The organism is Nostoc sp. FACHB-190 (assembly GCF_014696905.1).
Classification (GTDB): Bacteria; Cyanobacteriota; Cyanobacteriia; order Cyanobacteriales; family Nostocaceae; genus Nostoc_B.
Window position 1 is genome coordinate 138,915 of record NZ_JACJQW010000016.1, and the last position, 23,062, is coordinate 161,976.

General features: G+C 39.6%; 25 protein-coding genes. 16 read left to right on the forward strand and 9 right to left on the reverse strand.

Features of this window, described 5'->3' with window-relative positions; all coding sequences use genetic code 11:
* The first annotated feature begins 141 nt into the window (after positions 1–141).
* The gene (locus H6G28_RS18385) at positions 142–1,224 is read left to right on the forward strand and encodes a pentapeptide repeat-containing protein (RefSeq protein ID WP_190672955.1); all 1,083 of its coding nucleotides are present in this window, start codon (positions 142–144) and stop codon (positions 1,222–1,224) included.
* Positions 1,225–1,386: 162 nt separating this feature from the next.
* Here the strand turns inward: H6G28_RS18385 and H6G28_RS18390 are convergent, their stop codons facing one another.
* From H6G28_RS18390 to H6G28_RS18400, 3 genes are all read right to left on the reverse strand, one after another.
* The gene (locus tag H6G28_RS18390; RefSeq protein ID WP_190589240.1) at positions 1,387–2,790 is read right to left on the reverse strand and encodes an NAD(P)(+) transhydrogenase (Re/Si-specific) subunit beta; all 1,404 of its coding nucleotides are present in this window, start codon (positions 2,788–2,790) and stop codon (positions 1,387–1,389) included.
* Positions 2,787–3,080 carry an NAD(P) transhydrogenase subunit alpha part 2 gene (locus tag H6G28_RS18395; protein WP_190589243.1) on the reverse strand — a complete coding sequence of 98 codons (294 nt, stop codon included), beginning with the start codon at positions 3,078–3,080 and terminating at the stop codon, positions 2,787–2,789. Before H6G28_RS18395 ends, H6G28_RS18390 begins: the two co-directional genes overlap by 4 nt.
* A gap of 72 nt (positions 3,081–3,152) precedes the next feature.
* On the reverse strand, positions 3,153–4,328 hold the full coding sequence (locus H6G28_RS18400) for a Re/Si-specific NAD(P)(+) transhydrogenase subunit alpha (protein WP_190672957.1): 1,176 nt from the start codon (positions 4,326–4,328) through the stop codon (positions 3,153–3,155).
* A 700-nt stretch (positions 4,329–5,028) separates the two neighbouring features.
* Between H6G28_RS18400 and H6G28_RS18405 the strand changes: the two genes are divergently transcribed.
* The 10 genes from H6G28_RS18405 (at position 5,029) to H6G28_RS18450 (ending at position 12,369) form a co-directional block, all read left to right on the forward strand.
* A complete protein-coding gene (locus H6G28_RS18405) occupies positions 5,029–5,583 on the forward strand; it encodes a DUF2808 domain-containing protein (protein ID WP_190672960.1) in 555 nt (184 codons plus the stop codon).
* A gap of 270 nt (positions 5,584–5,853) precedes the next feature.
* The gene (gene rpmH / locus H6G28_RS18410) at positions 5,854–5,988 is read left to right on the forward strand and encodes a 50S ribosomal protein L34 (protein WP_190589250.1); all 135 of its coding nucleotides are present in this window, start codon (positions 5,854–5,856) and stop codon (positions 5,986–5,988) included.
* A 25-nt stretch (positions 5,989–6,013) separates the two neighbouring features.
* Positions 6,014–6,436: a ribonuclease P protein component gene (rnpA, locus tag H6G28_RS18415; protein WP_190589252.1), complete on the forward strand. Its 423-nt coding sequence runs from the start codon at positions 6,014–6,016 to the stop codon at positions 6,434–6,436.
* Positions 6,423–6,806 (forward strand): PH domain-containing protein, encoded by a 384-nt coding sequence (locus H6G28_RS18420; RefSeq protein WP_190589254.1) that lies wholly within the window; start codon positions 6,423–6,425, stop codon positions 6,804–6,806. The genes rnpA and H6G28_RS18420 overlap by 14 nt, the downstream gene beginning before the upstream one ends.
* Before the next feature lie 226 nt (positions 6,807–7,032).
* Positions 7,033–8,178 (forward strand): membrane protein insertase YidC, encoded by a 1,146-nt coding sequence (gene yidC, locus H6G28_RS18425; RefSeq protein ID WP_190589256.1) that lies wholly within the window; start codon positions 7,033–7,035, stop codon positions 8,176–8,178.
* Between the two features lie 3 nt (positions 8,179–8,181).
* Positions 8,182–8,697, forward strand: a complete 516-nt coding sequence (locus H6G28_RS18430) for a Jag family protein (protein WP_190589257.1) — start codon at positions 8,182–8,184, stop codon at positions 8,695–8,697.
* A gap of 112 nt (positions 8,698–8,809) precedes the next feature.
* Positions 8,810–9,316: a YceD family protein gene (locus tag H6G28_RS18435; RefSeq protein ID WP_190589259.1), complete on the forward strand. Its 507-nt coding sequence runs from the start codon at positions 8,810–8,812 to the stop codon at positions 9,314–9,316.
* Positions 9,317–9,362: 46 nt separating this feature from the next.
* Positions 9,363–9,968, forward strand: a complete 606-nt coding sequence (locus tag H6G28_RS18440) for a Uma2 family endonuclease (protein ID WP_190672964.1) — start codon at positions 9,363–9,365, stop codon at positions 9,966–9,968.
* Positions 9,969–11,040: 1,072 nt separating this feature from the next.
* Positions 11,041–11,385, forward strand: coding sequence for a DUF1815 family protein (locus tag H6G28_RS18445; RefSeq protein WP_190589263.1), 345 nt, complete (start codon positions 11,041–11,043; stop codon positions 11,383–11,385).
* 486 nt (positions 11,386–11,871) lie between these two features.
* Positions 11,872–12,369 (forward strand): acyl-CoA thioesterase, encoded by a 498-nt coding sequence (locus H6G28_RS18450; protein ID WP_062297527.1) that lies wholly within the window; start codon positions 11,872–11,874, stop codon positions 12,367–12,369.
* 149 nt (positions 12,370–12,518) lie between these two features.
* Here the strand turns inward: H6G28_RS18450 and H6G28_RS18455 are convergent, their stop codons facing one another.
* Both H6G28_RS18455 and dxr read right to left on the reverse strand, forming a co-directional pair.
* Complete coding sequence (locus H6G28_RS18455) at positions 12,519–12,716, reverse strand: hypothetical protein (RefSeq protein WP_190589265.1); 198 nt, start codon at positions 12,714–12,716, stop codon at positions 12,519–12,521.
* Between the two features lie 212 nt (positions 12,717–12,928).
* Complete coding sequence (gene dxr / locus H6G28_RS18460; RefSeq protein ID WP_190589267.1) at positions 12,929–14,125, reverse strand: 1-deoxy-D-xylulose-5-phosphate reductoisomerase; 1,197 nt, start codon at positions 14,123–14,125, stop codon at positions 12,929–12,931.
* Positions 14,126–14,291: 166 nt separating this feature from the next.
* Between dxr and H6G28_RS18465 the strand changes: the two genes are divergently transcribed.
* Both H6G28_RS18465 and H6G28_RS18470 read left to right on the forward strand, forming a co-directional pair.
* Positions 14,292–15,029 carry a class I SAM-dependent methyltransferase gene (locus tag H6G28_RS18465; protein WP_190672967.1) on the forward strand — a complete coding sequence of 246 codons (738 nt, stop codon included), beginning with the start codon at positions 14,292–14,294 and terminating at the stop codon, positions 15,027–15,029.
* Positions 15,030–15,059: 30 nt separating this feature from the next.
* The gene (locus H6G28_RS18470; RefSeq protein ID WP_190589271.1) at positions 15,060–16,448 is read left to right on the forward strand and encodes a DUF2079 domain-containing protein; all 1,389 of its coding nucleotides are present in this window, start codon (positions 15,060–15,062) and stop codon (positions 16,446–16,448) included.
* Between the two features lie 50 nt (positions 16,449–16,498).
* Here H6G28_RS18470 and H6G28_RS18475 read toward each other — a convergent pair whose 3' ends face one another.
* On the reverse strand, positions 16,499–18,049 hold the full coding sequence (locus H6G28_RS18475; RefSeq protein ID WP_190672970.1) for an ArnT family glycosyltransferase: 1,551 nt from the start codon (positions 18,047–18,049) through the stop codon (positions 16,499–16,501).
* 398 nt (positions 18,050–18,447) lie between these two features.
* Here H6G28_RS18475 and H6G28_RS18480 point away from each other — a divergent pair, with 398 nt between their 5' ends.
* The 3 genes from H6G28_RS18480 (at position 18,448) to H6G28_RS18490 (ending at position 21,678) form a co-directional block, all read left to right on the forward strand.
* The gene (locus H6G28_RS18480; RefSeq protein WP_190672973.1) at positions 18,448–19,410 is read left to right on the forward strand and encodes a glycosyltransferase family 2 protein; all 963 of its coding nucleotides are present in this window, start codon (positions 18,448–18,450) and stop codon (positions 19,408–19,410) included.
* 135 nt (positions 19,411–19,545) lie between these two features.
* Positions 19,546–19,914, forward strand: coding sequence for an EamA family transporter (locus H6G28_RS18485; RefSeq protein ID WP_190589277.1), 369 nt, complete (start codon positions 19,546–19,548; stop codon positions 19,912–19,914).
* Positions 19,915–20,766: 852 nt separating this feature from the next.
* Entirely contained in the window at positions 20,767–21,678 is a 912-nt protein-coding gene (locus tag H6G28_RS18490; protein ID WP_190672976.1) for a polysaccharide deacetylase family protein, read from the forward strand.
* 124 nt (positions 21,679–21,802) lie between these two features.
* Here the strand turns inward: H6G28_RS18490 and H6G28_RS18495 are convergent, their stop codons facing one another.
* The 3 genes from H6G28_RS18495 to H6G28_RS18505 form a co-directional block, all read right to left on the reverse strand.
* Positions 21,803–21,955 carry a hypothetical protein gene (locus H6G28_RS18495; RefSeq protein ID WP_190672979.1) on the reverse strand — a complete coding sequence of 51 codons (153 nt, stop codon included), beginning with the start codon at positions 21,953–21,955 and terminating at the stop codon, positions 21,803–21,805.
* Positions 21,931–22,398, reverse strand: a complete 468-nt coding sequence (locus H6G28_RS18500; RefSeq protein WP_190589281.1) for a hypothetical protein — start codon at positions 22,396–22,398, stop codon at positions 21,931–21,933. Before H6G28_RS18500 ends, H6G28_RS18495 begins: the two co-directional genes overlap by 25 nt.
* Before the next feature lie 397 nt (positions 22,399–22,795).
* On the reverse strand, positions 22,796–23,062 hold a 267-nt coding region (locus H6G28_RS18505), incomplete at its 5' end, for a transposase (protein ID WP_190672982.1).

The following is a 23,062-nucleotide window of genomic DNA, read 5'->3' on the forward strand; positions in this document are numbered from 1 at the left end:
TTATGATTTTAGTTATAATTAAGTCAATTATATATAACACGCAGATTAACGTAGATATGTTTGTAAATCAGCAGATGAAGAAATGCTATAATACTAGCAATAATCAATATATTCAAAAACAAATTATTGAATTTTTATTTTATGAATAAGATAAAACATGATAAGAAAATTGTCCTGCCTACCATAGGAATTATTTTAATTTTAACAGTGATAGTGATAGTTATACCTCAATGGGCAGTTAACAATACAAACCTTACAAAGGAAAAGCGTCTTGAAATCGCCAATAGTTATCGCACTTTGATGATTCAGGGTTTTGGAGCTTTATCTTTCTTGATTACAGCAACTTTTACATGGCAAAATCTAAAAGTTGCTGAGGCGAACTTAAAAGTTGTACAAGATAAACAAATTGCAGATGCAAAAGTTGCTGAGGCAAACCTAAAAGCTACACAAGATAAACAACTGACAGAACGCTTTGCCAAAGCAGTTGAGATGTTAGGGCATCAAGATATTCATGTTCGCTTAGGTGCAATTTATTTACTAGAAAGAATTTCAAAAGATTCTGAGCAAGATTATTGGCAGATAATGGAAGTTCTCACGGCTTATGTTCGAGAAAAGTCTCCTTATCAATACTCTTGGAATACTGTACATCAATTAAAAGATGAACCTTATGTTCCACTACCAACAGATATCCAAGCAGTTCTGACTGTTATTGGTAGACGCAAAGATCCTGAAACAAAAGAGACAATTTCTTTAGATTTGAGTGGCAGTAATCTTAGGGGAGCTAAACTAGGTTCAGCTAACCTCAAAAATATTAATTTCAGGAGAACTAATCTCAGCAATGCGTACCTTAAAGGAGCAGACCTTGAGGGTGCTATATTGTATGAAGCTGTTCTTCTTGAGAGAGCAAACTTAGTAAAAGCTAATTTAAGCAATGCTAACCTTGGCTGTGTCAAAATAGCTCACGGTGTCCTTAGAGGAGCAAATCTAACGAAGGCTGATTTAGGCAATGCTGACCTCAGTTACTCCCTTCTGAATGAAGTTGATTTGAAAGATGCTGAGTTAGTAGCAGCAAACCTTTTGGAGGCTCACTTATACAGTGCAAAAAACCTTGATCCAAATCAAATCATCAAAAAAGCCATTAATTGGGAAAAAGCCCACTACGACCCTGAATTTTACCAACAAATTAAGTCAGCAATAAATACAACTAGTACAAATAATTTATAGACTTCCTACGAAAAAATTTATAAATAAATGTATAGGTGAAACAAAATAAAAAAACTTGCCTCAGAAGCATCACACCTCCAAGGCAAGTTAATTCTCTAATTCTTTCCTCTGCGTCCTCCGCGTCTTGGCGGTAGCCTACGGCAAGCCGCTTGCGCGTCTACGTTAAAGTTGCTTCACTTCCGAAACCAACTTCGCCACCATATCTTTCGCGCTACCAAACAACATTGTGGTTTTATCTTTGTAGAACAACTCATTATCTACACCAGCAAAACCAGCACTCATCCCGCGCTTGATGACAATTGTTTGTTTTGCCCGATCTACTTCCAAAATTGGCATTCCGTAAATTGGGCTATTGGTATCGCTACGCGCGGCTGGATTTACCACATCATTCGCGCCAATGACTAAAGCTACATCAGCTTGTTCAAATTGGGGATTGATATCATCCATATCGTACAACTGGGTGTAAGGCACATTCGCCTCTGCCAATAATACGTTCATGTGTCCGGGCATTCTCCCCGCTACAGGGTGAATGGCATACTTCACATCTACACCCATACGTTCTAGTTGATCTGCCAACTCTCGCACGCTGTGTTGCGCTTGGGCAACTGCCATACCATAACCAGGTACAATTACCACGTTCCGGGCATAACCCAACATCATCGCACCTTCTTCGGGATCAATACTGCGGACGGTTTGATCTGCTGCACCAGCCGCCGCCGCACCAGCAGCACCGCCACCTGAACCAAAAGCACTGAACAGCACGCTGAACAGAGAACGGTTCATGGCTTTACACATGATTTCCGTCAGGATGAGGCCAGAAGCTCCCACCAATGCGCCGGCGATGATTAACATATTGTTCATCACCACAAACCCCGCAGCCGATGCAGCGACACCCGATAAGGAGTTTAACAGCGAAATTACCACAGGCATATCGCCGCCACCAATGGGGATGACGAACATTACACCCAATACCAAAGAAACCCCAACTACTGCCAAAAATATGGGTAGGCTATCTGGTGTGACAATTAAGTAAGCACTACCAGCTAGATAAGCACCCAGCAACAACAAGTTAAATGGCTGTTGGAAGGGAAAGGTAATGGGAGAACCGCTAATTAAACCTTGTAATTTGGCGAAGGCGAGAAAACTGCCTGTGAAGGTAACACCACCAATTAACACATCCAATAACATGGAAATGTTGACATCTAAAGGGATGGGTTGGGAGTGTTCTAGTAAACGCCAAAATTCTGCCACAGCGACTAGGGCGGAAGCTGCACCGCCTAAGCCGTTGAGTAAACCCACCATTTGGGGCATTTCGGTCATTTGGACTTTGTAGGCTGCGATCGCACCAATGCCTGAACCTATCGCCAAGCCTAACAAAATCATTTCATAATTCAACACATGCTGATCTAGCATGGTCGCCACAATTGCCAGCAGCATTCCCACCGCCGCAATCACATTTCCATTCCGGGCTGTGGCAGGCGATCCCAGTTTTTTCAAACCAAAGATGAATAAGGATGCAGCGACTAAATACGTCAGCTGAATTCCAGTCGGTAAAAAGTCACTCACGCCTTAATCTCCTTTTTCTTGAACATTTGTAGCATTCTGTCGGTGACGAGAAAACCACCCACAACGTTAACTGTGGCGAGTACCACAGCAATCAAACCCAAAATTACCGAAACACTTGTTTCCTTAGCACCAGACGCTACTATCGCCCCCAGTACCGCAATGCCAGAAATCGCATTGGAACCAGACATTAAGGGCGTGTGTAGAGTTGGCGGGACTTTGTTAATCACTTCAAAGCCAATAAATGATGCCAACACAAAGACAAATAATGCCGCAAGTAACGCATCTGTCATGTTTAAATCTCCTTATATGAGGGGCTAGGGGCTAGAGAGGTTAGGAACTTCCCATTCCCTATTCCCCATTCCCTAATTAACAGCAGGTTGTTGAGTATTGATAGTTTGCAGCCCATCCTTGACACGTTGATTGCGGATTTCGCCTGCGTGGGTAATGCAAGCCGCATCAATGATGTCGTCGGCAAAGTTAATCTGCAAAGCTTTTTCTTTGTTGATTAATAGTTGCAATAAAGATGTGAGATTCTTGGAATACAGTTGGCTGGCGTGAACTGGCATAGATGAGGGGAGATTAATCGGCCCAATAATGGTTACGCCATTCCAGACAATATCTTTACCGGGATCAGTGCAGGCGCAGTTACCACCTTGTTCTGCGGCTAAATCGACAATGACTGAACCTGGTTTCATCTGTGCCACCATTTCTTCTGTGACAAGCAGTGGTGCTTTTCTCCCAGGGACTTGGGCGGTAGTAATCACGACATCAGAGTTTTTGATATGTTCTGCTAAAACTTCTTGAGTCCGTTGTTTGCTGGCTTCGGAAATTTCTTTGGCGTAACCACCTGCGGCGGTGGTTTCTTCGTCGAGTTTGACTTCCACAAATTTTGCGCCTAAGCTTTGGACTTCTTCTTTGACGGCGGGACGAATATCAAAGGCTTCCACAACAGCACCCAAACGTCTGGCGGTGGCGATCGCTTGTAATCCCGCGACACCTGCACCCATAATCAATACTTTAGCTGGGGCAATTGTCCCTGCTGCTGTTGTCAGCATCGGGAAATATTTAGGTAAGGCGGCAGCAGCAATTAATACAGATTTGTAACCAGCGAGTGAAGCTTGGGAAGACAAAGCATCCATACTTTGCGCCCTGGTAGTTCTGGGGATCAATTCCATACTCAAGGCTGTAACTTTGCGATTAGCTAACTGTTGGGCAACTATCGGATTTCCTAAAGGATTGAGAAAGCTAATTAAAACCGATCCTTCCCGCAGTAAATCAATTTCTGATCGTCCATCTTCTCGCTCTTGGGGTGGACTAACTTTTAATAAAATATCTGCTTGGTTCCATAATTGATCAGTATCACTAATAATTTCTGCACCTGCGGCTTGATATGCAGCATCACTAAAAAATGAACGCTCTCCTGCACCTTTTTCTACCCATACTTCTAAACCTTGTTTGACAAGTCGCGCCACAGTTTCAGGATTTAAAGCCACACGACGTTCGCAAACTTCTATTTCTTTAGCAACTGCTATTCTCATGAAATCTCCTAGAGATAAATACTCACATCTCTGCAAAACCTTCAAATATCCCGATTTCGGGACATTGTGTACTCATAGTGAAGCTGCAATTATTACCAGCGATCGCTTGATTTTGTAGATTGAACCTTGAACTTTATCTTTCCTACTGTTAGTTCTCAGGCTAAAGCCGGATTTTGCTTTTATACAGGTCAAACTTGCCGATATTGACCTATAGGTTTACATATTGCTAATGCTATGTTGATTCCCAAGTTTACATCTTTAGTCTTTAGGTTATTTTCCAGATTGCAAGATTTTGCCTTAATTACATAGTGGAATCTACTTGAAATTTTTAAAGCTTAATAATTTGATGTATTTTTAAAGATTACTCTTTAGATTGCTGCTGACTTATTTTTATTAATCTAGCCCAATCTTCATGGCGATCGCTAATTTTATAGCTCAATTTTTATAACAAAACCCGCAAAAGTTATATACAGTTGTACATATTTAGCAACATCCACACATTTTCCAGTTCTGAGTACTGAGTTGAAAATGTTGAGTCACAATACTAATCATGAGGTTCTAGCCTCTCTAACTCCTCAGCTATGGCACTTTTTATTTTCCCTAATCGTCCATAGTCAAGAATTCGGTAGTAAAGTTTAGTTAAGAATACTCAACAAGAGTATTTACATAAACAGGTTATATCTGCTAGAGGAGCCTAACTATGCAACGTCCACTGTTCAGTCATTGGCTGATACGCAAGCCACAATTCGCAATTCTTTTCGCTTTAGCTGTAACTAGCTGTCTTTTAACAGGATTGACTACTCAAGTCTCTGCACAAAGCTTACCTGGATTCACATTATTTAGCGGTATCAAAGCCGAAAATCAGCTACCTTTCCGCTTGGATTTTGGCGGACAAACAAACAGTAGAGATAGATATATTCTGAGGATTCCTCAACAAAAAATGAAATTGGCGGTGGCGCAATTTGCCATCACTTACCCCAACTACTACAAAGGCAGTTTTGATCCCAAGAGAGTAGAAGTCAGATTTAGAGGGAAAAAAGTACCGATTTCGGAAGTGAAGTGGGATAAAGAAGCCCGCATCATCGAAATATTTCCCGAAGAACCAGTCCCCGCAGGCGGCCCTGTGGAGTTAGTTTTATCTAATGTAGAGAATCCTTCATTTGGGGGAGTTTTCTATTTCAACTGTCAAATTCTCTCACCAGGTGATACTCCATTACTACGCTACATAGGAACTTGGATTTTGAGTATCAGCTAAATCTCAAGTCGATCAATTTTAGATTTTGGATTTTAGATTTTAGATTGACTGCACCAATTCCGGGATGCAGCTTGGGGATGAATCAATTTTAGATTTTGGATTTTAGATTCAACCCAGCAATCCAAAATCCAAAACTTAAAATCTCAAATTCGGTGAATCAAGGCTCAACAGTCAAGGGTTTTAGACGATAGACTTTTGACTCTTGACTACAAGCAGTGGTAAGATTATAGATTGTGACTTTTTATAAGAATCGCCTTAGAGGACAGCAGTATGAAAAGAACCCTGCGTGGTACTTGCCGTAAGAGAAAAAGAACCTCCGGTTTTCGTGCCAGAATGAGAACACCAGACGGCAGAAACGTCATCAAAGCTAGGAGAAAAAGAGGACGTTATCGTCTGAGCGTATAGAGCATTTTCAGCAACTAGAGGGGCTGTGGCTTTGCCCAAGGCGAATCGACTAAAATCTCGCAAAGATTTTCAGGCAGTTTTCCGCGAAGGAATTCGGCGACAAAGCTCTCATTTCACTTTGAGAGCTTTAAAACCAAAAGCTACTCCAGAATCTGTTGGAGATACTGCCGCTACCACTAAACTAGCAACTGATACCAAAAAAGTTGATAGTACAAAAATTGGCATATCGATCAGCACGAAAGTCAGTAAAAAGGCTGTCGTGCGTAACCGCATTAAACGACAAATGGCAGCAGCCTTGCATCAGTTGTTGCCAAAATTATCTCCTGGATGGCGATTGGTATTTGTGGTAAAACCAACAACAGCAGAATCTAAGTGCGGAAGCCAACAATTTCTGCAAGAATTAGAGCAGTTGTTGGCACAAGCTGAGGTATTAAATGGGCATTCGTGAAGAAATTTATTATGAAGGCGGGCCTCACGTTGGGGACTTAATTCTCAACTTGCTGATTGGACTGACTGTTGTTGGTATTCCTTTAACAGTTGGAGCGATTGTCAGAGCATTGTGGCTGCGCTATCGCATTACCGACCGACGGATTTCAGTAACTGGCGGTTGGATGGGACGCGATCGCACTGACATTATTTACTCAGAAATTGTCAAAATCGTCAAAGTTCCCCGTGGTGTTGGCATTTGGGGAGATATGGTAGTCACCCTCAGAAATGGCAGTCGCTTAGAAATGCGGGCAGTTCCCAATTTCCGCGAAGTATATGACTACATCAATGAAAAAATTGCTGCCAAAAATCCCACTTATAGCGCGGCTTAATAACAGGTAGGGAGTAGGGAGTAGGGAATAGGGAGTGGGGAATTCTGTATAAAATAAAAAATTCAAAACTTCCCACATATTAAGAACTGCACACCACTCCCAACTCCCCACTCCCAAATTTTGCCCTGGTGCGGCTATCCGTAGCGAGAGATAGTCGCAGCCGAATCACGATTTAGATAAATTAGATTCAGTTAAATTTACAGTACCTCAGGTTGAATTCAGAATAATGGACTTTGGTATCGGCTTCCTCTCAAACAACGTCATGTTGCCAATCATAGACTTTTTCTACGGCATTTTGCCGAGCTATGGATTGGCGATCGTGGCCTTGACATTGATAGTCCGCTTTGCGCTTTACCCCCTGAGTGCTGGTTCAATCCGCAATATGCGGCGGATGCGAATTGTGCAGCCTCTCATGCAAAAGCGGATGCAAGAAATCAAAGAACGCTATAAAGACGATCCGCAAAAGCAACAAGAAGAAATGATGAACGTCCAAAAGGAGTTCGGCAACCCCTTAGCAGGATGTTTACCATTACTGTTGCAAATGCCTGTATTGTTAGCTTTGTTTGCCACTTTACGGGGATCACCGTTTGCCGGCGTAAATTACTCCGTCAACCTGCAAATCTTGCCATCTGAACAAATCGAACGAATTCAACCACAAGCCTTTGCGACTTCCCCACAAAACATCTACGTTGCTGATGGGGAACATCATAAAGTAACTGCTATTCTCCCTGGCGGTAGCAAACTAGCCGTCGGAGAAAAAACCAAAATTCAATATCAGACCTTAGAAGGTAAGCCTTTTGATGTCTTATTAACAGAACACCCAGAAACCAAACTCACGCCCGAATGGAAAATCACCAAAGGCGAAGAAAGAATTAAAATCGATGCTGAAGGTAATATTGAAGCCTTACAACCTGGAGATGTGACACTGCAAGGCACAATTCCTGGACTAGCAGCCGACAAAGGATTTTTATTCATTGATGCCTTGGGTAGAGTTGGTGCAGTTGATCCCGACGGTACCATCCACTGGGATATTGTAGCGATGGTCATTTTCTTTGGGATCAGTCTCTACGTCAGCCAAATCCTTTCCGGGCAGAACTCCAGTGGCGGCAACCCCCAACAGGATACAGTCAACAAAATCACCCCAGTCATCTTTTCTGGGATGTTCTTATTCTTCCCCTTACCTGCTGGGGTGTTGATGTATATGGTAATTGGTAATATTTTCCAAACTCTGCAAACTTACATTCTCTCTCGTGAACCCTTACCAGAGGAACTGCAAAAAATTGTAGCCATCCAAGAGAAAGAAGCAGCAGTGGCAGAACAAAAAGCATTACCTTTTGAACCAAAAAGTTCTAAGAAAAAGCCTACAGGTTGATAGATGACTAACAGTTCCATGCAGCGAGGTCAGCAGTGGTTAAAATCACTGCTGGAACTCACTGGGGTCTCTGCGGAGATTCGAGGCAATATAGAAGTAGCCCCGCCTCAAGATGATGATGCCCCAGAACCGGATAATTACTGGTTGACAATTGACGAAACCAACTTAACTCCAACGCAAATCAAAGTTCTGATTGGTGCTGATGGTTCGGTTTTGGACGCAATTCAGTATTTAGCTAATTCCGTCCTTAACTTGAACCAAGCACAAGCAGAACAAGCATCCTATACCATTGAGTTAAATGGTTATCGGGTGAAAAGACAAGCGGAAATTCGCGCTTTAGCGGAAGCCGCAGCTGATGAAGTGCGGAGTTTTGGTCGAGAAGTGGAAATTAAATCTCTCAGTTCAGCTGAACGGCGGCAAATCCACACGTTTTTGAAGGAATTTGCTGATTTAGAAACCTTCAGCCGTGGCAAAGAACCACATCGGAATTTGGTTGTGCGTCCGGCTATGGAGTTATGAAAGCTCTCTCAGTTAACAATTGCGACTGTGCTAAGAGCTAAAATCAAAATGTAGTATCAGCAAAATCGCTGATTAGTAACACAAATTTGAGTGAGGGTATCTCACAAATCCTATGGACGCAATTTTTATTCCGCAGCTCACTAAAGCCCCGGAGCGGACAGAGGAAATTCAGGTTCAAGAGTTTCTGCCTGGGCTAGAAACGTTAACACCAATTCGAGGTCGTATTCGTGTACAGCATCACGGTAATTACCTAGAAGTGTCCGGTCAGGCAGAAACAATTATTACCTGTACATGTAACCGATGTTTGCAGCAGTATAATCACCGTTTAGCGGTAAAAACTAAAGAAGTTATTTGGTTGGATGAGGTAGCTAATCAACCACAAGACTTGCCTCTAGAACGAGAAGTAGCTATGGAAGACTTGGTAGAAACCTTGTCGCCCAATGGATATTTTTTTCCTAGTGAATGGCTGTATGAGCAGATATGCTTAGAAATGCCTCAACGTCAGTTGTGTGACTTAAATTGTCCAGGTATTTTGGCTAGTGTGGATGAGAAGCCAGAACAGCCTGTTGATAGCCGTTGGGCTGGCTTAGAAGCTTTGAAAAAGCAACTCCCTGGATAGTGCGGAACTTTTGTAGCCAAGGGTGGGAAGAAAATCAATTAGCACTATGACATATATCTCACCGCAAACCCTGACTGTTGAAGATTTTCTCTTGCAATACCGAGACAATCCTCGCTATGAATTGGCAGATGGAGAACTAATTGATATGGAACCCACTGGCCCACACGAAACGGTGAGTGGCAAAATTGCAACCCAAATTGGCAGTCACTTAGTTACAGAAAAACTGCCTTGGTTTATTCCTCGCACTTGTCTAATTTACCCTTTTGCTGAGGCTGCTACAGTTCGTCGTCCTGATGTTGTGGTGCTGGATGAAACGGTTCTTGACCGTGAACCTTTATGGGAGCGAGAACCAGTAATTACCTTGGGGCGCTCGATTAAATTAGTGGTGGAAGTTGTCAGTACTAATTGGGAAACTGACTATGCACGCAAAGTTGAGGAGTATGCACTCTTAGGCATTCCAGAATATTGGATTGTTGATTATCGAGGATTAGGTGGTGTTGCATTTATTGGGAAACCGAAACAACCCACCTTTACAGTCTGTACACTGGTTGATGATACTTATAGCCAACAACAGTACCGTCTGAGTCAAGCAATTAATTCTGTGCTTTTACCCCGTCTCCAACTCCGGCTGGATGATGTGCTACCTCGTTAAACTTGTTAATTATTTATAAAAATATACAAATAGGTTGTTAGAAAAAAGTTTGGGCGATCGCACCCTAAAATAAATATTTGCTCAAGTTATACATTTGTTTGTTGCATTAATCTCTAACTATCGTTAGAGTGACAAACCCTAGCTCTAAAATATGATGAATTAACAGCAATTTCTGGAAAAATCAGCACTCCTTATTTTAGGAGTATAAGTATACTTAATCATTTATTGCATCTTATCTCAGTTTAGGTTTTAGATTGGAAATTGCGATCTCAGTCTTGCCAAACCTGTTGTCTGTTATCTGCCATCAAAGTTGTAGCAGTCAAAGTATAAGTTAAGACTTCAAAAAGCACGAATGCTAGTTATAGTAAGACTTTTACCTCCTGCCTCCTACCTCCTCCTATAACTGGCGAATTGGCAACATACTTATTCTCGGTTTGGTTATTCTCTGGTTTGTGTCTAGAGATAGTTGGGTAAAAAATTATCTTAGTGACTCAGAACACTTTTTGTATCAAAATTTTCTGCCAAGCTATTAATATTCCTGCTACACAGCATCTCACCTCTGCAAGTTTTTCTACCAAACTCCATATATTTATTTAGGAGGTCTCAAAATTTATTACCTAACCCTTGAGTCATACCAAACTTAGAGTTAAAGATACTCTCAGTTGACTAGCCAAGCAAAGGCGTAAAGAACATTAAAGGAGATTCAAGCTTCTGCACATCATAGGTTAGGCTACACATAGCTAGTAAACGCGATATCCGTAGCTTTTCTGTGGTTGACTAGTACCAAATTTGGGTTACTCTTAAAACGGATCGCCGTAAGCTATCATCTTTAATGACAGAAGTATATGAAGAAACAATAATTTTTAAAGTTCTGTCTGAAAGATTAAACTTGCAAACTGAATAGTTTGATACGGCAAACTGAACAGTTATCTCATACCCTAAGCTAGGTAGTTAATTAACTACTGCAAATATAACCGGGAATTGTAATGGATAGTTTACAATACCAGTGGGTAAGAAAATCTAAAAAAAATATAAAAGTGACTAAAATGACTGTGGTGTCTGGAGGACAAACGTGTTTCTGAGATTAGCACATCAACATCGGCAATTTGTTCAAGACTTGGTAATGAACCTACAAGCCTTGGCAATTGTACTAGAACGGCGTGGTTATCCTGCGTCTTGTTATACCTGTGGCGACCAGATGAACAGTGCTTCGTTTATGGTGAGCCTGGGAAATAACCATCTGATTCGATTTTTGGTATCAGATTATGGAATTACTTGGACAGAAATGCGGGATGACCGCGAATTAATGAAATTAGAAGGAGCGGAAGCAATTAACCAGTTACAGGAACTGGCAAATCTTGTGAAGCAATCTGTACCAGCTTATACAAGTGGTAAGACCTTAGCCAAGAAGAGTTAAGGGTTTCGGGATCTGATGGGTTATTTTCAAACAAACTCCGAGAATAAATTGCTCATTAACAATGGCTCACTGGTAATTGGTAATTGGTAATTGTGGTAGGGTTTTTCATCCTCCATTACCTATTAACCATTACCTTCAATAAGATTGGCAAAGGGCTAGGTTGTGAAATGTTTTGTTTCTGTAAACTGAAGATAGAAACAATTTTGCGAATTTTGTGCATCTGCGACATTGATTGAAAAAAAATTGGGAATTGACCAAGCAAGAAACACTTGGTGATGTCATTGTTCTGTGTGACATTTAAAATCATTAAATTGTTGGTTGCTACATCTGTGATATGAGGGTCAGGCAACTGAGAGATATTTTGGCTGATGGTGATTTAAATTATGACATGCGATCGCAGGGTGATTTTGGCAGTCCTGTGGCATAGATGTCTCATTTTTGTGATATTCCAGAGGTGGAAAACCATAGTTAGTCACAAACTGGAAAATGTCTGAATCACAACCAAACCCAGCACTACCACCAACCGATGCTATTGAAGTTACAGAGAGTCGTGCGTTTGAGAGTTGGTTTGAATATCCGATTAGAGTACAACCCCATCATACTGACTATGCAGGTATTGTCTGGCATGGTACTTATTTAACTTGGATGGAAGAAGCAAGGGTAGAGTGTTTGCGCTCTATCGGGATTGAATTTGCTGATTTAGTAGCACTAGGCTGTGATTTACCAGTGGTAGAAATTTCAATACGCTATCACCGTTCCATTCAATTGGGTATGCAGGCTATTGTCAAAACTCGGATGACGGAAGTCACTGGTGTGCGGATTAATTGGGATTATGCAATTGTTTCTGTTGATGGACAGCAATTGTATGTCACCGCTAAAGTCACCTTAGTCGCACTAGATAGAGAAAGAGGTAAGATTATGCGCCAGCTACCTGCAAATGTTAAGGATGCGCTGGCGAAGATTGCGGGATTACATGGTAATTAATCAGGACTGAGGCGCAAATATAATCTGTGGAAATTGGGTGTAGGGTGTAAGGGTTTTGAATAAGTAAACCTCACACCTACACCCTTATACCCAAACTGTTTGGACAATCTTGGCGCGTAAGTCCTGAGATAATTGCGCCTGTATTCTGATTATTTATTCAGGCGAATTTGCAAAAGATTTTGAGTAAACTGAGTGATCTGATGCCAAATATCCATCGGTGTAATGCCAAAACCTACCTGTAATAAAATAATAATTGCCGCAATAGTCAGGGCATTACTCACAGTGGTTTTGATAACTTTCCATAATATTGTAAATACAATCCAAGCAATAATTAAAGTTGGGATCATAGTAATTATTTAAGAAGAATTCAGAATAAATTAGGGGATAAAATTAGGTAAAAACTATTGTGGTAATGATAGCGGAAATTACCGAGTAAATTTCTGTTTACGGCTATTCTTTAGAAAAAATTTATAAAAAACAAGATACCAGACTTATCAAAGAAGCCAGGTATCTGAATTACAGAATTGTTACAAATCAAAGGATTGTTATATCTGAGTTTTTAGTGCAGAGAAATCATCTGCGGGGAAGTTACTAAATTTTTAGTTGCGGTTAAAACTTCTTGTCTTGCCCATTGATCTGCTGCCAAAATGTCATCTAAAGAAGGATTTGTACAGTTATCATTTTGATGGCGATCGCATACCCATTCAATACACCGGGGAATATCTAAAAAGCTAATTTTCTCTGCTAAAAATAAAGCTACAGCTTGCTCATTAGCTGCATTCAACACGGCTGGCATCGAACCACCTGCTTTACCTGCGGCATAAGCTAACTGCATACAAGGATATTTTTGATGATCTGGCTCACGGAAGGTAAAACTACCAGCTTTGACTAAATCGAGACGTTCCCAGTCTGTGTAAATGCGATCAGGCCAAGATAACGCATATAACAGGGGTAAACGCATATCTGGCCAGCCAAGTTGGGCTAATACAGAGGTGTCTTGTAGCTCAATTAACGAGTGAATAATGCTTTGAGGATGGATGACGATTTCGATATTGTCGTAGTCTAAGCCAAACAAAAAGTGAGCTTCAATAACTTCCAACCCTTTATTCATCAAAGTCGCTGAGTCTACCGTAATTTTTCTGCCCATCGACCAGTTAGGATGTTTGAGGGCATCGGCGACGGTGACTTCTGGCAACTTTTCTACAGGCCAATCACGGAAAGCACCACCGGAGGCTGTCAGCAAAATCTTCCGCAGTCCGCCTGTGGGAACACCTTGCAAGCATTGAAATATGGCTGAGTGTTCCGAATCGGCAGGTAAGAGTTTTACCCCATGTTTTTCCACCAAGGGGAGAACTACAGGGCCGCCGGCAATTAAAGTTTCTTTGTTGGCGAGGGCAATATCTTTACCTGCTTCAATGGCAGCGATGGTGGGTAATAAACCAGCACAACCAACAATCCCGGTAACAACAGTCTCGGCATCGCCATAGCGGGCAACTTCAATCACTCCGGCGGTACCAGCCACTAAAATGGGTTGGGGATTGAGGTCTTGGATGGCGGCTTGGAGTGCAGGTAATTTATCTTCAGCTGCGATCGCTGCTATACTTGGTCGAAACTGCCGAATTTGATCCGCCAACATCTCGACATTATTACCTGCTGCCAATCCAACAATCCGAAATTTATCTGGGTACTGAGCGACAATATCTAAAGTCTGAGTACCGATGGAGCCAGTGGAACCAAGAAGAGTAATAGCTTTCACAATTGCTTAATAATTTAGAGATAACTCCCACTATAAATTGCTTGGGACTGATTTATAACAGCGATCGCCACAATTAATCATGAAAAATGCTGAGTTATGAAACTGCATTTGCAGTACAAAAAAGTGTGAAAATATTGGCATTGTTACTCAAACACCAAATTTTGGTATGGATAAAAATTTTTATCTCAAGTATGCGGCTGTTGAGGATCAACATTGGTGGTTTGTCGGTCGTCGCCAAATTGTAGAAAAATTGATTCGTCAACTCAAACTGCCAAACAATGCCAAAATTCTAGAGGCTGGCTGTGGTACTGGTGGCAATTTAAGGATGTTGGCGCGTTATGGTGAAGTTGCAGCAATGGAGTTTGATGAAACAGCTTGTCAATTAGCGAATGAAAGGCAAGTGACTAAAGTCCAACAAGGTAGTTTACCTGATAAAATTCCCTTTAACGACCAGTATGATTTAATTGTCATCTTAGATGTTTTAGAGCATATTGATGATGATTTAGCTGCTTTAGAAGCATTGTCTAGCAGATTAAAACCAAATAGTTGGTTATTAATTACAGTGCCGGCTTATCAATTTTTATGGAGTTACCATGATGAAATTAACTATCATAAACGTCGCTATACATTGAAAAGATTAAAAAGAGTTGTGAGACTAGCTGGTTATCATATCCGCTATGGTAGCTATTTTAATACTTGGTTATTTCCCTTGGTAGCTGGAGTACGTTTATTAAAAAATCTGCTCAAACTTGATAAAAAATCAGATGCCAGTGGTGATTTAAATTTACCCGCAAAACCCATCAATAAATTTTTAACTTTTTTATTTGCTAGTGAACGTTATTTTATGAATTCGTTCAGTTTACCTTTTGGAGTCTCTGTTGTCCTAATGGTACAGAAAAATTAGTCAAAACTATAAATTTAGCTAAACATTTTTATGCGATCACCAGCAATTAATTCTGTATCTTGGATGATAGGTGTAAGTGCATTAATTTTATTTTTATGTAGCAGTCTTAGACACGCTTTGTTTCAATCCACAGCACTTGATTTAGCAGTTTTTGACCAATGGGTGTATTTAGCCAGTCAAGGTCTACCGCCAATTTCATCATTCTTTGGGTTTCACTTGCTGGGAGATCATGCTGCTTTTATTCTGTATGTGATCGCCCTACTATACAAAATTTATCCTGATGTACACTGGCTATTTGCTATACAAGCGATTGCTTTAGCAGTAGGCGCTGTACCAATATATGCCTTAAGCTTACAAAGTGGTTTATCTATTAGTTATGCGCGAACTATAGCACTTTCATACTTGCTGTATCCTGCCTTATTTAATATTAACTTTTTCACTGACTTCCGCCCAGAAGCGATCGCTGTGCCAGCATTACTGTGGGCCATGTGGGCAGGAATGACTCACCGAACTTTGCAGTTAATTCTAGCTGTTGCTTTAACCTTAAGTTGTAAAGAAATTTTGAGTTTAACTGTAATTGCTTTAGGAATTTGGCTGTGGCTAATTCAACATCGTCGTCTGTATGGTCTAGGATGTATTTTTATAGGCACAGTTTGGTATTTAATAACAATTGGATATCTTGTTCCCATGCTCCGCAATGGTCAAGCTGGTGGGGTTGTATTTTTCCGTTCTCTTGGAGATTCACCTACACAAATTCTCTGGAATATCATTACTAATCCTGCTTTAATTTTAGGAAAATTCTTTGCACCAGAGACATTATTTTATTATTTACTTTTACTCTTACCAGTCCTTATTGGATTACATTGGCGAACCATAATGGTGATTTTGCCAGGCTTACCAATGTTATTACTCAACATTCTTTCTGATTATTCGGCACAGCGAGATTTAGTCCACCATTATTCATTGCCAATATTCCCGTTTATTATTGTATGGTTAGTGCATTCAATTAGTCATTACCAAAAACACCAAAAAAGAAGCTGGTTAAAGCCTCATATTTTATTAGCTTGGTCTATAGCTGCATTTTTATTACTGGCTAAGTATGAGTTTTTTGTGACTCGTTATCTTTCAAATTTACCAAACCTAAACTCTCTTTATACTGCTGTTAATTTGGTTCAAACTCATGGAAGCGTTTTGACAACATCAAGAATAGCCCCCCATTTGAGCCAGCGTCCAGTTATTAAATTAACTAACATGAATTTAGTACCAGACGGCGTTAATAATTTTGAGTATATACTAATAAACTCAAATACAACAAATAAACCTGAATTTTCTTCTAGCTTGATTACTCAATTACAAAGTAACAAAGCATTTCATTTAATTTATCAGCAAGATAATATATATTTATTTACTAAAAATTAGTTTTATAGTTTAGGGTTTGTATAGGAGCAAAATCAAAACACTATACATAGTTAGTTCACTGGTGGCGCAATTAAACTAAAATTTTCAGCAGTATCTAAAACTTTACTAACAGGTAAATCTAGGCGGGATAATGTGACATTATCTAAGAGTAAATAAGACTTATTAGCCAGCATTTGTTTTAAAACTGGGGCATTTACTGGAATTACTTGGCAATCACAATAAAAATTTAAACTAGGGCGGCTATAAGCAAATGAGGTGTAGATTTTTGTACCTGGGGAGGTATGGGTGCGAATTAAGGCGGCGACGGGTTTAACCGGGAATGCCTCATTTAATTCCCAAATCCAAGATTGGGAACTCATCAATAGTAATAGTACTAAATACATCCCAGAAAATAACACAGGAATAAATCTGCGATCGCATTTATAAATCAACCATGCTGCTAAACTCAGACTCATCGTTAAAATTATAGCCATCGCAATTAATACAGGCTCTTCCTGGGCAATAATAAAGTAAACACAACCTCCTAAACCAGCCAGCGCCATTATAACTATAAATATTGCCCAAACTCGCCTATTAATTACTTGATTTCGCCAAACTTCACTAAACTCTGTCCCAATTGCCAAGGCTAAAAATGGATATATAGGCATAACATACCAAGGCAATTTTGTAGTTATCAAAGAGATAGCGACAAAGTAAACAATCGTACCAATTAAAATTAAGCGACTCCAACTAGCATCGCGTTTCTTCCAAGCTAGATAAAATCCGGCTGGCCAAAATAACAACCAGGGAAAAGCATACTTTAATAACTCAATTAAATAATACCAAGGAGCGCCTGTATTACCCTCAACAGGTTGGGATATGCGGTCAAATGTTTGCGCTTGTAAATTTATCTGGAAGAAATTACTACCATAATGCTGCCATTGGGCAATATACCACGCGATCGCCGGCGCAATTCCCAACACAATTCCAGCCCATAAGTAAGGGTTGTTTAACACAATTAACGGTGATGAAGCCAAGATAAATAATCCAGCAATACCTCCCAGCAACAAAACCAGCATTCCTTTAGTCAGGGTAATTAACCCTAGACAAAATCCCACACCTAAAGCCCAAGGTTTTTGCTGACGTGATTTTAATAAACAAAATAATAATAGTAAGAAAAATGTAATACTGGCACCATCTAGCATTGCCAAGCGTCCATGACGCACGACAGGTAAAGTTGTTAAATAAACGAAAGCCGCAAACAACGCAGGTAAACTATCGTTAAACAACAAAATCCCTACTAAATACAATAACGGCACTCCCAAGGCAGTTAATAAAGCACCCGGTAGGCGTGTTGTCCATTCATTTACACCGCCTAGAGAGTAACACCAAGCAATTAACAAGTGCATCAGAGGTGGCTTATTATGATAAGGTTCACCGCCTAAAGTTGGATACAGCCAATGCAGAGAACCAAAAGCAGCACGCCAAATTTCCCTGGCGACTTGTGCTACTGTACCTTCATCCCAGTCCCGTAAGGGGGAATTTCCTAAACACAGCAACCACAGCAGTAAAGCACCTATTAGCAAGGTTAATAGCCATTCAGTTTCTCGGAATGGGCGCATAAATAAATTTAGTTTAATTATTTTATTGATTGTTTATTGATTACGATCACTAGTACAACAAGGCAAAAGTAAAAGGTTAAAAGGAAAAAGAAAGAATAGTGATCCCACAAGCCTTTTAAAAGTTTCTTATGGTCGGTTTATTTACGCCGATTTGTAATAGATATACGACTCATATTTGATTGATGAAAAAAATCCATACACTCAGATAATGCTTCTTTCCTACTCTCCACTCCCTATTCCCCATTCCCTGTCTACACAACTAGATTCGGAAATCAAACCAGATTCCTATATAATTTTAAGGAATTTTATATCAGGAACGACATCACCAAGTTTATAGTATATATCTATTTGAATCTGGCCTTTTCTTGCTGTCTTGATGAAATAATCTGATAAAAACTGTGATTCAACCAATATACTCTTTGGTCATTCCTATTTATAACGAAGAAGAGAATATCACGGAAATGTACCGTCGGCTGCATCATGTAGCAGAACAGTTAGATGGTGAGGTGGAATTTATTTTAGTCGATGATGGTAGCCGCGATCGCTCTTTGAGTATGATTCGAGAACTCCGCCATCGTGATAGTCGAGTTCGTTACCTGAGTTTTGCGCGAAACTTTGGCCATCAAACTGCTGTCACGGCTGGACTAAATTTTGTCCAAGGCAGATGTGCAGTTATTATGGATGCGGATCTACAAGATCCCCCAGAACTAATTTTTCAGATGGTGGAAAAATGGCAACAAGGCTACGAAGTAGTGTACGCTCAACGTTTAGCTCGTAAACAAGAAAGTTGGCTCAAACGTTTTACAGCCTATGCTTTTTACCGCATTCTCCGACGTTTATCTCATGTGGATATCCCCACAGATACCGGAGATTTTTGTTTACTAGACAGGCAAGTTGTCGATATTCTCAATGCTATGCCCGAACGTAACCGTTACATTCGGGGTTTACGCGCTTGGGCGGGTTTTCGCCAAACTGCTGTACTGTTTGAACGAGAACCGCGTTTTGCAGGCAAAGTTAAGTATACTTTCGGTAAATCTTGGGCTTTGGCTGTCGATGGAATTATTTCCTTTTCTACTGTGCCATTAAAACTGGCAACCTACTTAGGTATGGTAGCAGCTGCGATCGCTCTATTGATGATCATCCTCGTCCTATATTGGCGCTTATTTGACCATGCTAGTCCTTTAATTGGTTACAGTTTAATTACAATTGCCATCTTTTTTCTCGGTTCTGTGCAGTTGATTTGTATAGGAATTTTAGGCGAGTATATCGGCCGAATTTATGAAGAAGTCAAAGCCCGCCCCATATATACTGTCAAAGAAACCGGCGGTTTAATTAAAGTCTCAGAAATGCAGTCTAAATAATGGCTGTTATATCAAGTTAAGCAACAGTCATCAAAATACATAACTGTTCCACATTTAACTTGCATATTTTTGATTGAGGAGTAAAACATCAGACTCCCTCTAGTCTGAATGTATAAATTAGGTGTGTAACAGCTTATGACCCCCCAAGAATTTAGTTTATTAATTGTATCCATTCTCATCAGCACAGCCGGACAATTTTTTCTGAAAATAGGCGCAAATAAATTAGGCAGGGTGAATTTAGGCAACGCCATCACTCACATTCTGGGTATTATCACAATCCCAGAACTATTAATTGGATTAACTTGCTACGGTTTTGGGGCGATGTTTTATATCCTGCTACTATCTAGAGTTAACCTGAGCGTTGCTGGCCCATCTGTATCTATCGGTTACATTTTCTCTGTGTTGCTTGGCTATTGGATCTTGAAAGAGCCTATACCCTTCATTCGCCTAGTTGGTTTAAGCTTTATTGTTGTGGGTGTAATCTTAGTAGTTTGGCGCAAATAATCAACTGTCTATGTCGTTGATATTTGATGTCTCAAACAAGTATGTATCGGGAAAACGAAATTTTTACGAAAATAGACAAGAGACTAAATAGTTGCTGGATAATTAGCAAGAATTATTATAGTTTTTTCTAACTATATACATAGAATACAACAATATTAAATTTTATTTAAATTTTTGACAAAAGTTATCTTCAACCCGTAGCATTATTGTACAAAAATGTAGTTAAAATCATGGATTAATCATATCATTACCAATGAATGATTAAAGAGTATAGAAATTAACGGCTTAATATTGCTTGATAATGAGAAACTAGCTTTTGTTGATGACCACTATATCAATCAAAAGCTAGGAGAAACTATTGTGTATGGAAAAACTTAATTTTTTATTCAAACAGAAAGAATATTTTTTAGCAGTAAAATATACAATATTAAATGCAACTTGCAGGGAACAAATAATCTATGCAAGTAGTTATTAACTGTATGTGGAATTGTATAAATTATGAATTTTATTGTTTGTATAAATCTTACAGGAGGCTTCTTGAAGGTTAAGAAAATGATTAGTAAACTAATACAAGCAGACTGTGATTACTATCAGTATGAGCAGTATTAATATAACGATAAAGAGTGAAAATACTTAAGTAGTCCGAGTGGCTCTGGGCGATCGCTTTCAGAGAGATTACTGATACCATAACCCGCCTCATACGAAGGAAAATTCCAGATAAAATTCTGTAAAACTGAGGCAAATTTTCAGGATTAGTAGAAAGTAATTGGGAATCTAAATTTTAGAGAAAAGTGTGCTATAAATTACCGTCAGAACCATACATAATGGTTCGACCCTTGAAGGAGCTATGAAGTGGAAAACAATAAATCTTTACTTTGGCCGCAAGGTATATTAATTGCGTTGCTTGCCCTAGGTGCTACATTAAGCATTGCTATGATGATGCTTTTGAGGCCAAATGCTTCTGAAGCCCAAAGCAGTCAGAATATAAATATCAATAATAATTTAGTTGCCAAAGTAGGTACGCAAAAGCGCATTGAAGGATTAAAAGCAGCAATGCTGACAACTTGGCAACAAGAAGCACAAGCTAAAGGTCTTGGTTATGCTTTAGCGAAACGCTTTCAAGGAGCAGTTATTAAAGAGGCTAAACTTAGTCCTAATCAAAAAGTCATTGCACTCACTTTTGATGATGGCCCTTGGCCGGAAAGTACTGCTCAAGTACTAGACATTCTCAAGCAGAATAATGTCAAAGCCACATTTTTTGTTGTTGGTCAAAACGTCAAAAATTACCCCGACTTACTCAAGCGGGTAAGTGCAGAAGGTCATGTTGTTGCTAACCACACTTGGCATCACTGGTATCATGTCATGAATCAACAGGCAGCAGCCTATGAAATTGAGCATACAACCGAGTTGATTTATAAAATTACAGGTGTCAAAACAAATTTGTTTCGCCCACCTGGAGGAATCATGCACAATGGCGTAGCCGCATACGCTAAAAACGCCAAATATGCAATTGTGATGTGGTCAACTGATTCTGTAGACTATTCTCAGCCTGCTGTACCCAAATTGATTAATAATGTCTTTCAACTAGCTAAACCAGGTGGGATTGTTCTGATGCACGATGGTGGTGGAAATCGCTCCCGCACTGTGCAGGCTTTACCAGAAATTATTAGTAGATTTCGGAAACAAGGATACAGCTTTGTGACTGTTCCAGAACTTTTAGAAATGGAAGATAAAGCACAAAGTGTAGTTGCCCAGAAAAAGTAATAGTTAAATTACTAATTACCGATTATTAATATAGTAATCAGCTTTGATTTTTAAATTATGTGTAGGGTGGTCATGTTTAGGATTGACAAATGCCCACCTTACCAATATCTAGTTTTCTGCACAATCAAATATGAGTTTTATACTGGTCATATAGAGTGCGATCGCAACACTCAGATGTAGGGTGGGCAATCATGCCCACCAAGCTTTCATTACTATCAAGTCGCTTATGCAGAATCCAGATTAAGCAATTTTCTATCGCTTTAATTGCTGTTGCCATTCATCTAAACTGATGTATTTATTCTCAATTACATCCAGAACTTCTATCAGACCATTGTTATTAAACACCCGAAACCAATAAATTGTTGAATCATAGTCTGATTGATTTTCAAATATACGAACCGTGTAGTAAGGTTCATTTTCCGTAGGAGAACCATCCACTACCGCCCCTAATTTAATTGTCCCTCTAGAAAGCTTGGCGATTTCCCTGGCTTTGCGTTGTACTTGTGGCAACTTCCAAACCAAATTCAAAGCCGTTTCTTCATCAATTTTGTTAGTCAATTCAGCAACTTTCACAACATTAGCTGGATTTAACTCAGATAATGTTTGTGCAGTAATTAACCCCGATTTAACATCATAGTTGGAACTTTGAGAAAGAGCTACTTGGCATCCCACACTCATCAATAAAGAAGACATTATCGGTAAGCAAATGAATCTTTTCATGGAGCAATCCCTGAGTGTTATGCTGTCGTTCACTTCATGTCATATATACACTAGGGTAACAGTCATCACCCCATATTTGAGGTGATTAATCATTTCTTCTTATTGGTATTAGTAATTGTACTGAGTTAGCATATATAGGAATCCGGTTTGATTTCTGAATTTATTTGTGTAGGTAGGGAATAGGGAATGGGGAGTCGGGAGTAGGAAAGAAGCCTGATCTGAGTGTACTGATTTTTTTCCCAAATCAAATATAAGTCCTATATCAGATCCCCGAATTATTTGAAAAATCAGTAATTTGGCACTTTACTAATAATTCATAACTGCAAAATAACTACTTTAACGGTATTTTTGCCTGTAAAAATACTTGCTCAACTGTAAATTCTAAGCTCTTGTGCATTTAAATTGTGATAATAGTATCGCCTTTATTTTTGAGTTTTCGTTCCCATTTAATAATTAACGCTCCTTCATTTAAAAGTTGATGTAATAAATATTCTAGGTCTTCAATTGATTTAAATAGCCGATTAGCAATATATTCTTTTGTCGAGTGCCAGACCAATTCAATTAAATTATAATCTGGGCTATATTCCGGGAGAAACTCTAAATGAATATTCGGCATTTCTGCTTCAATTTTATTGATATACTCTTCTCTTTTGTGAAAACTTGC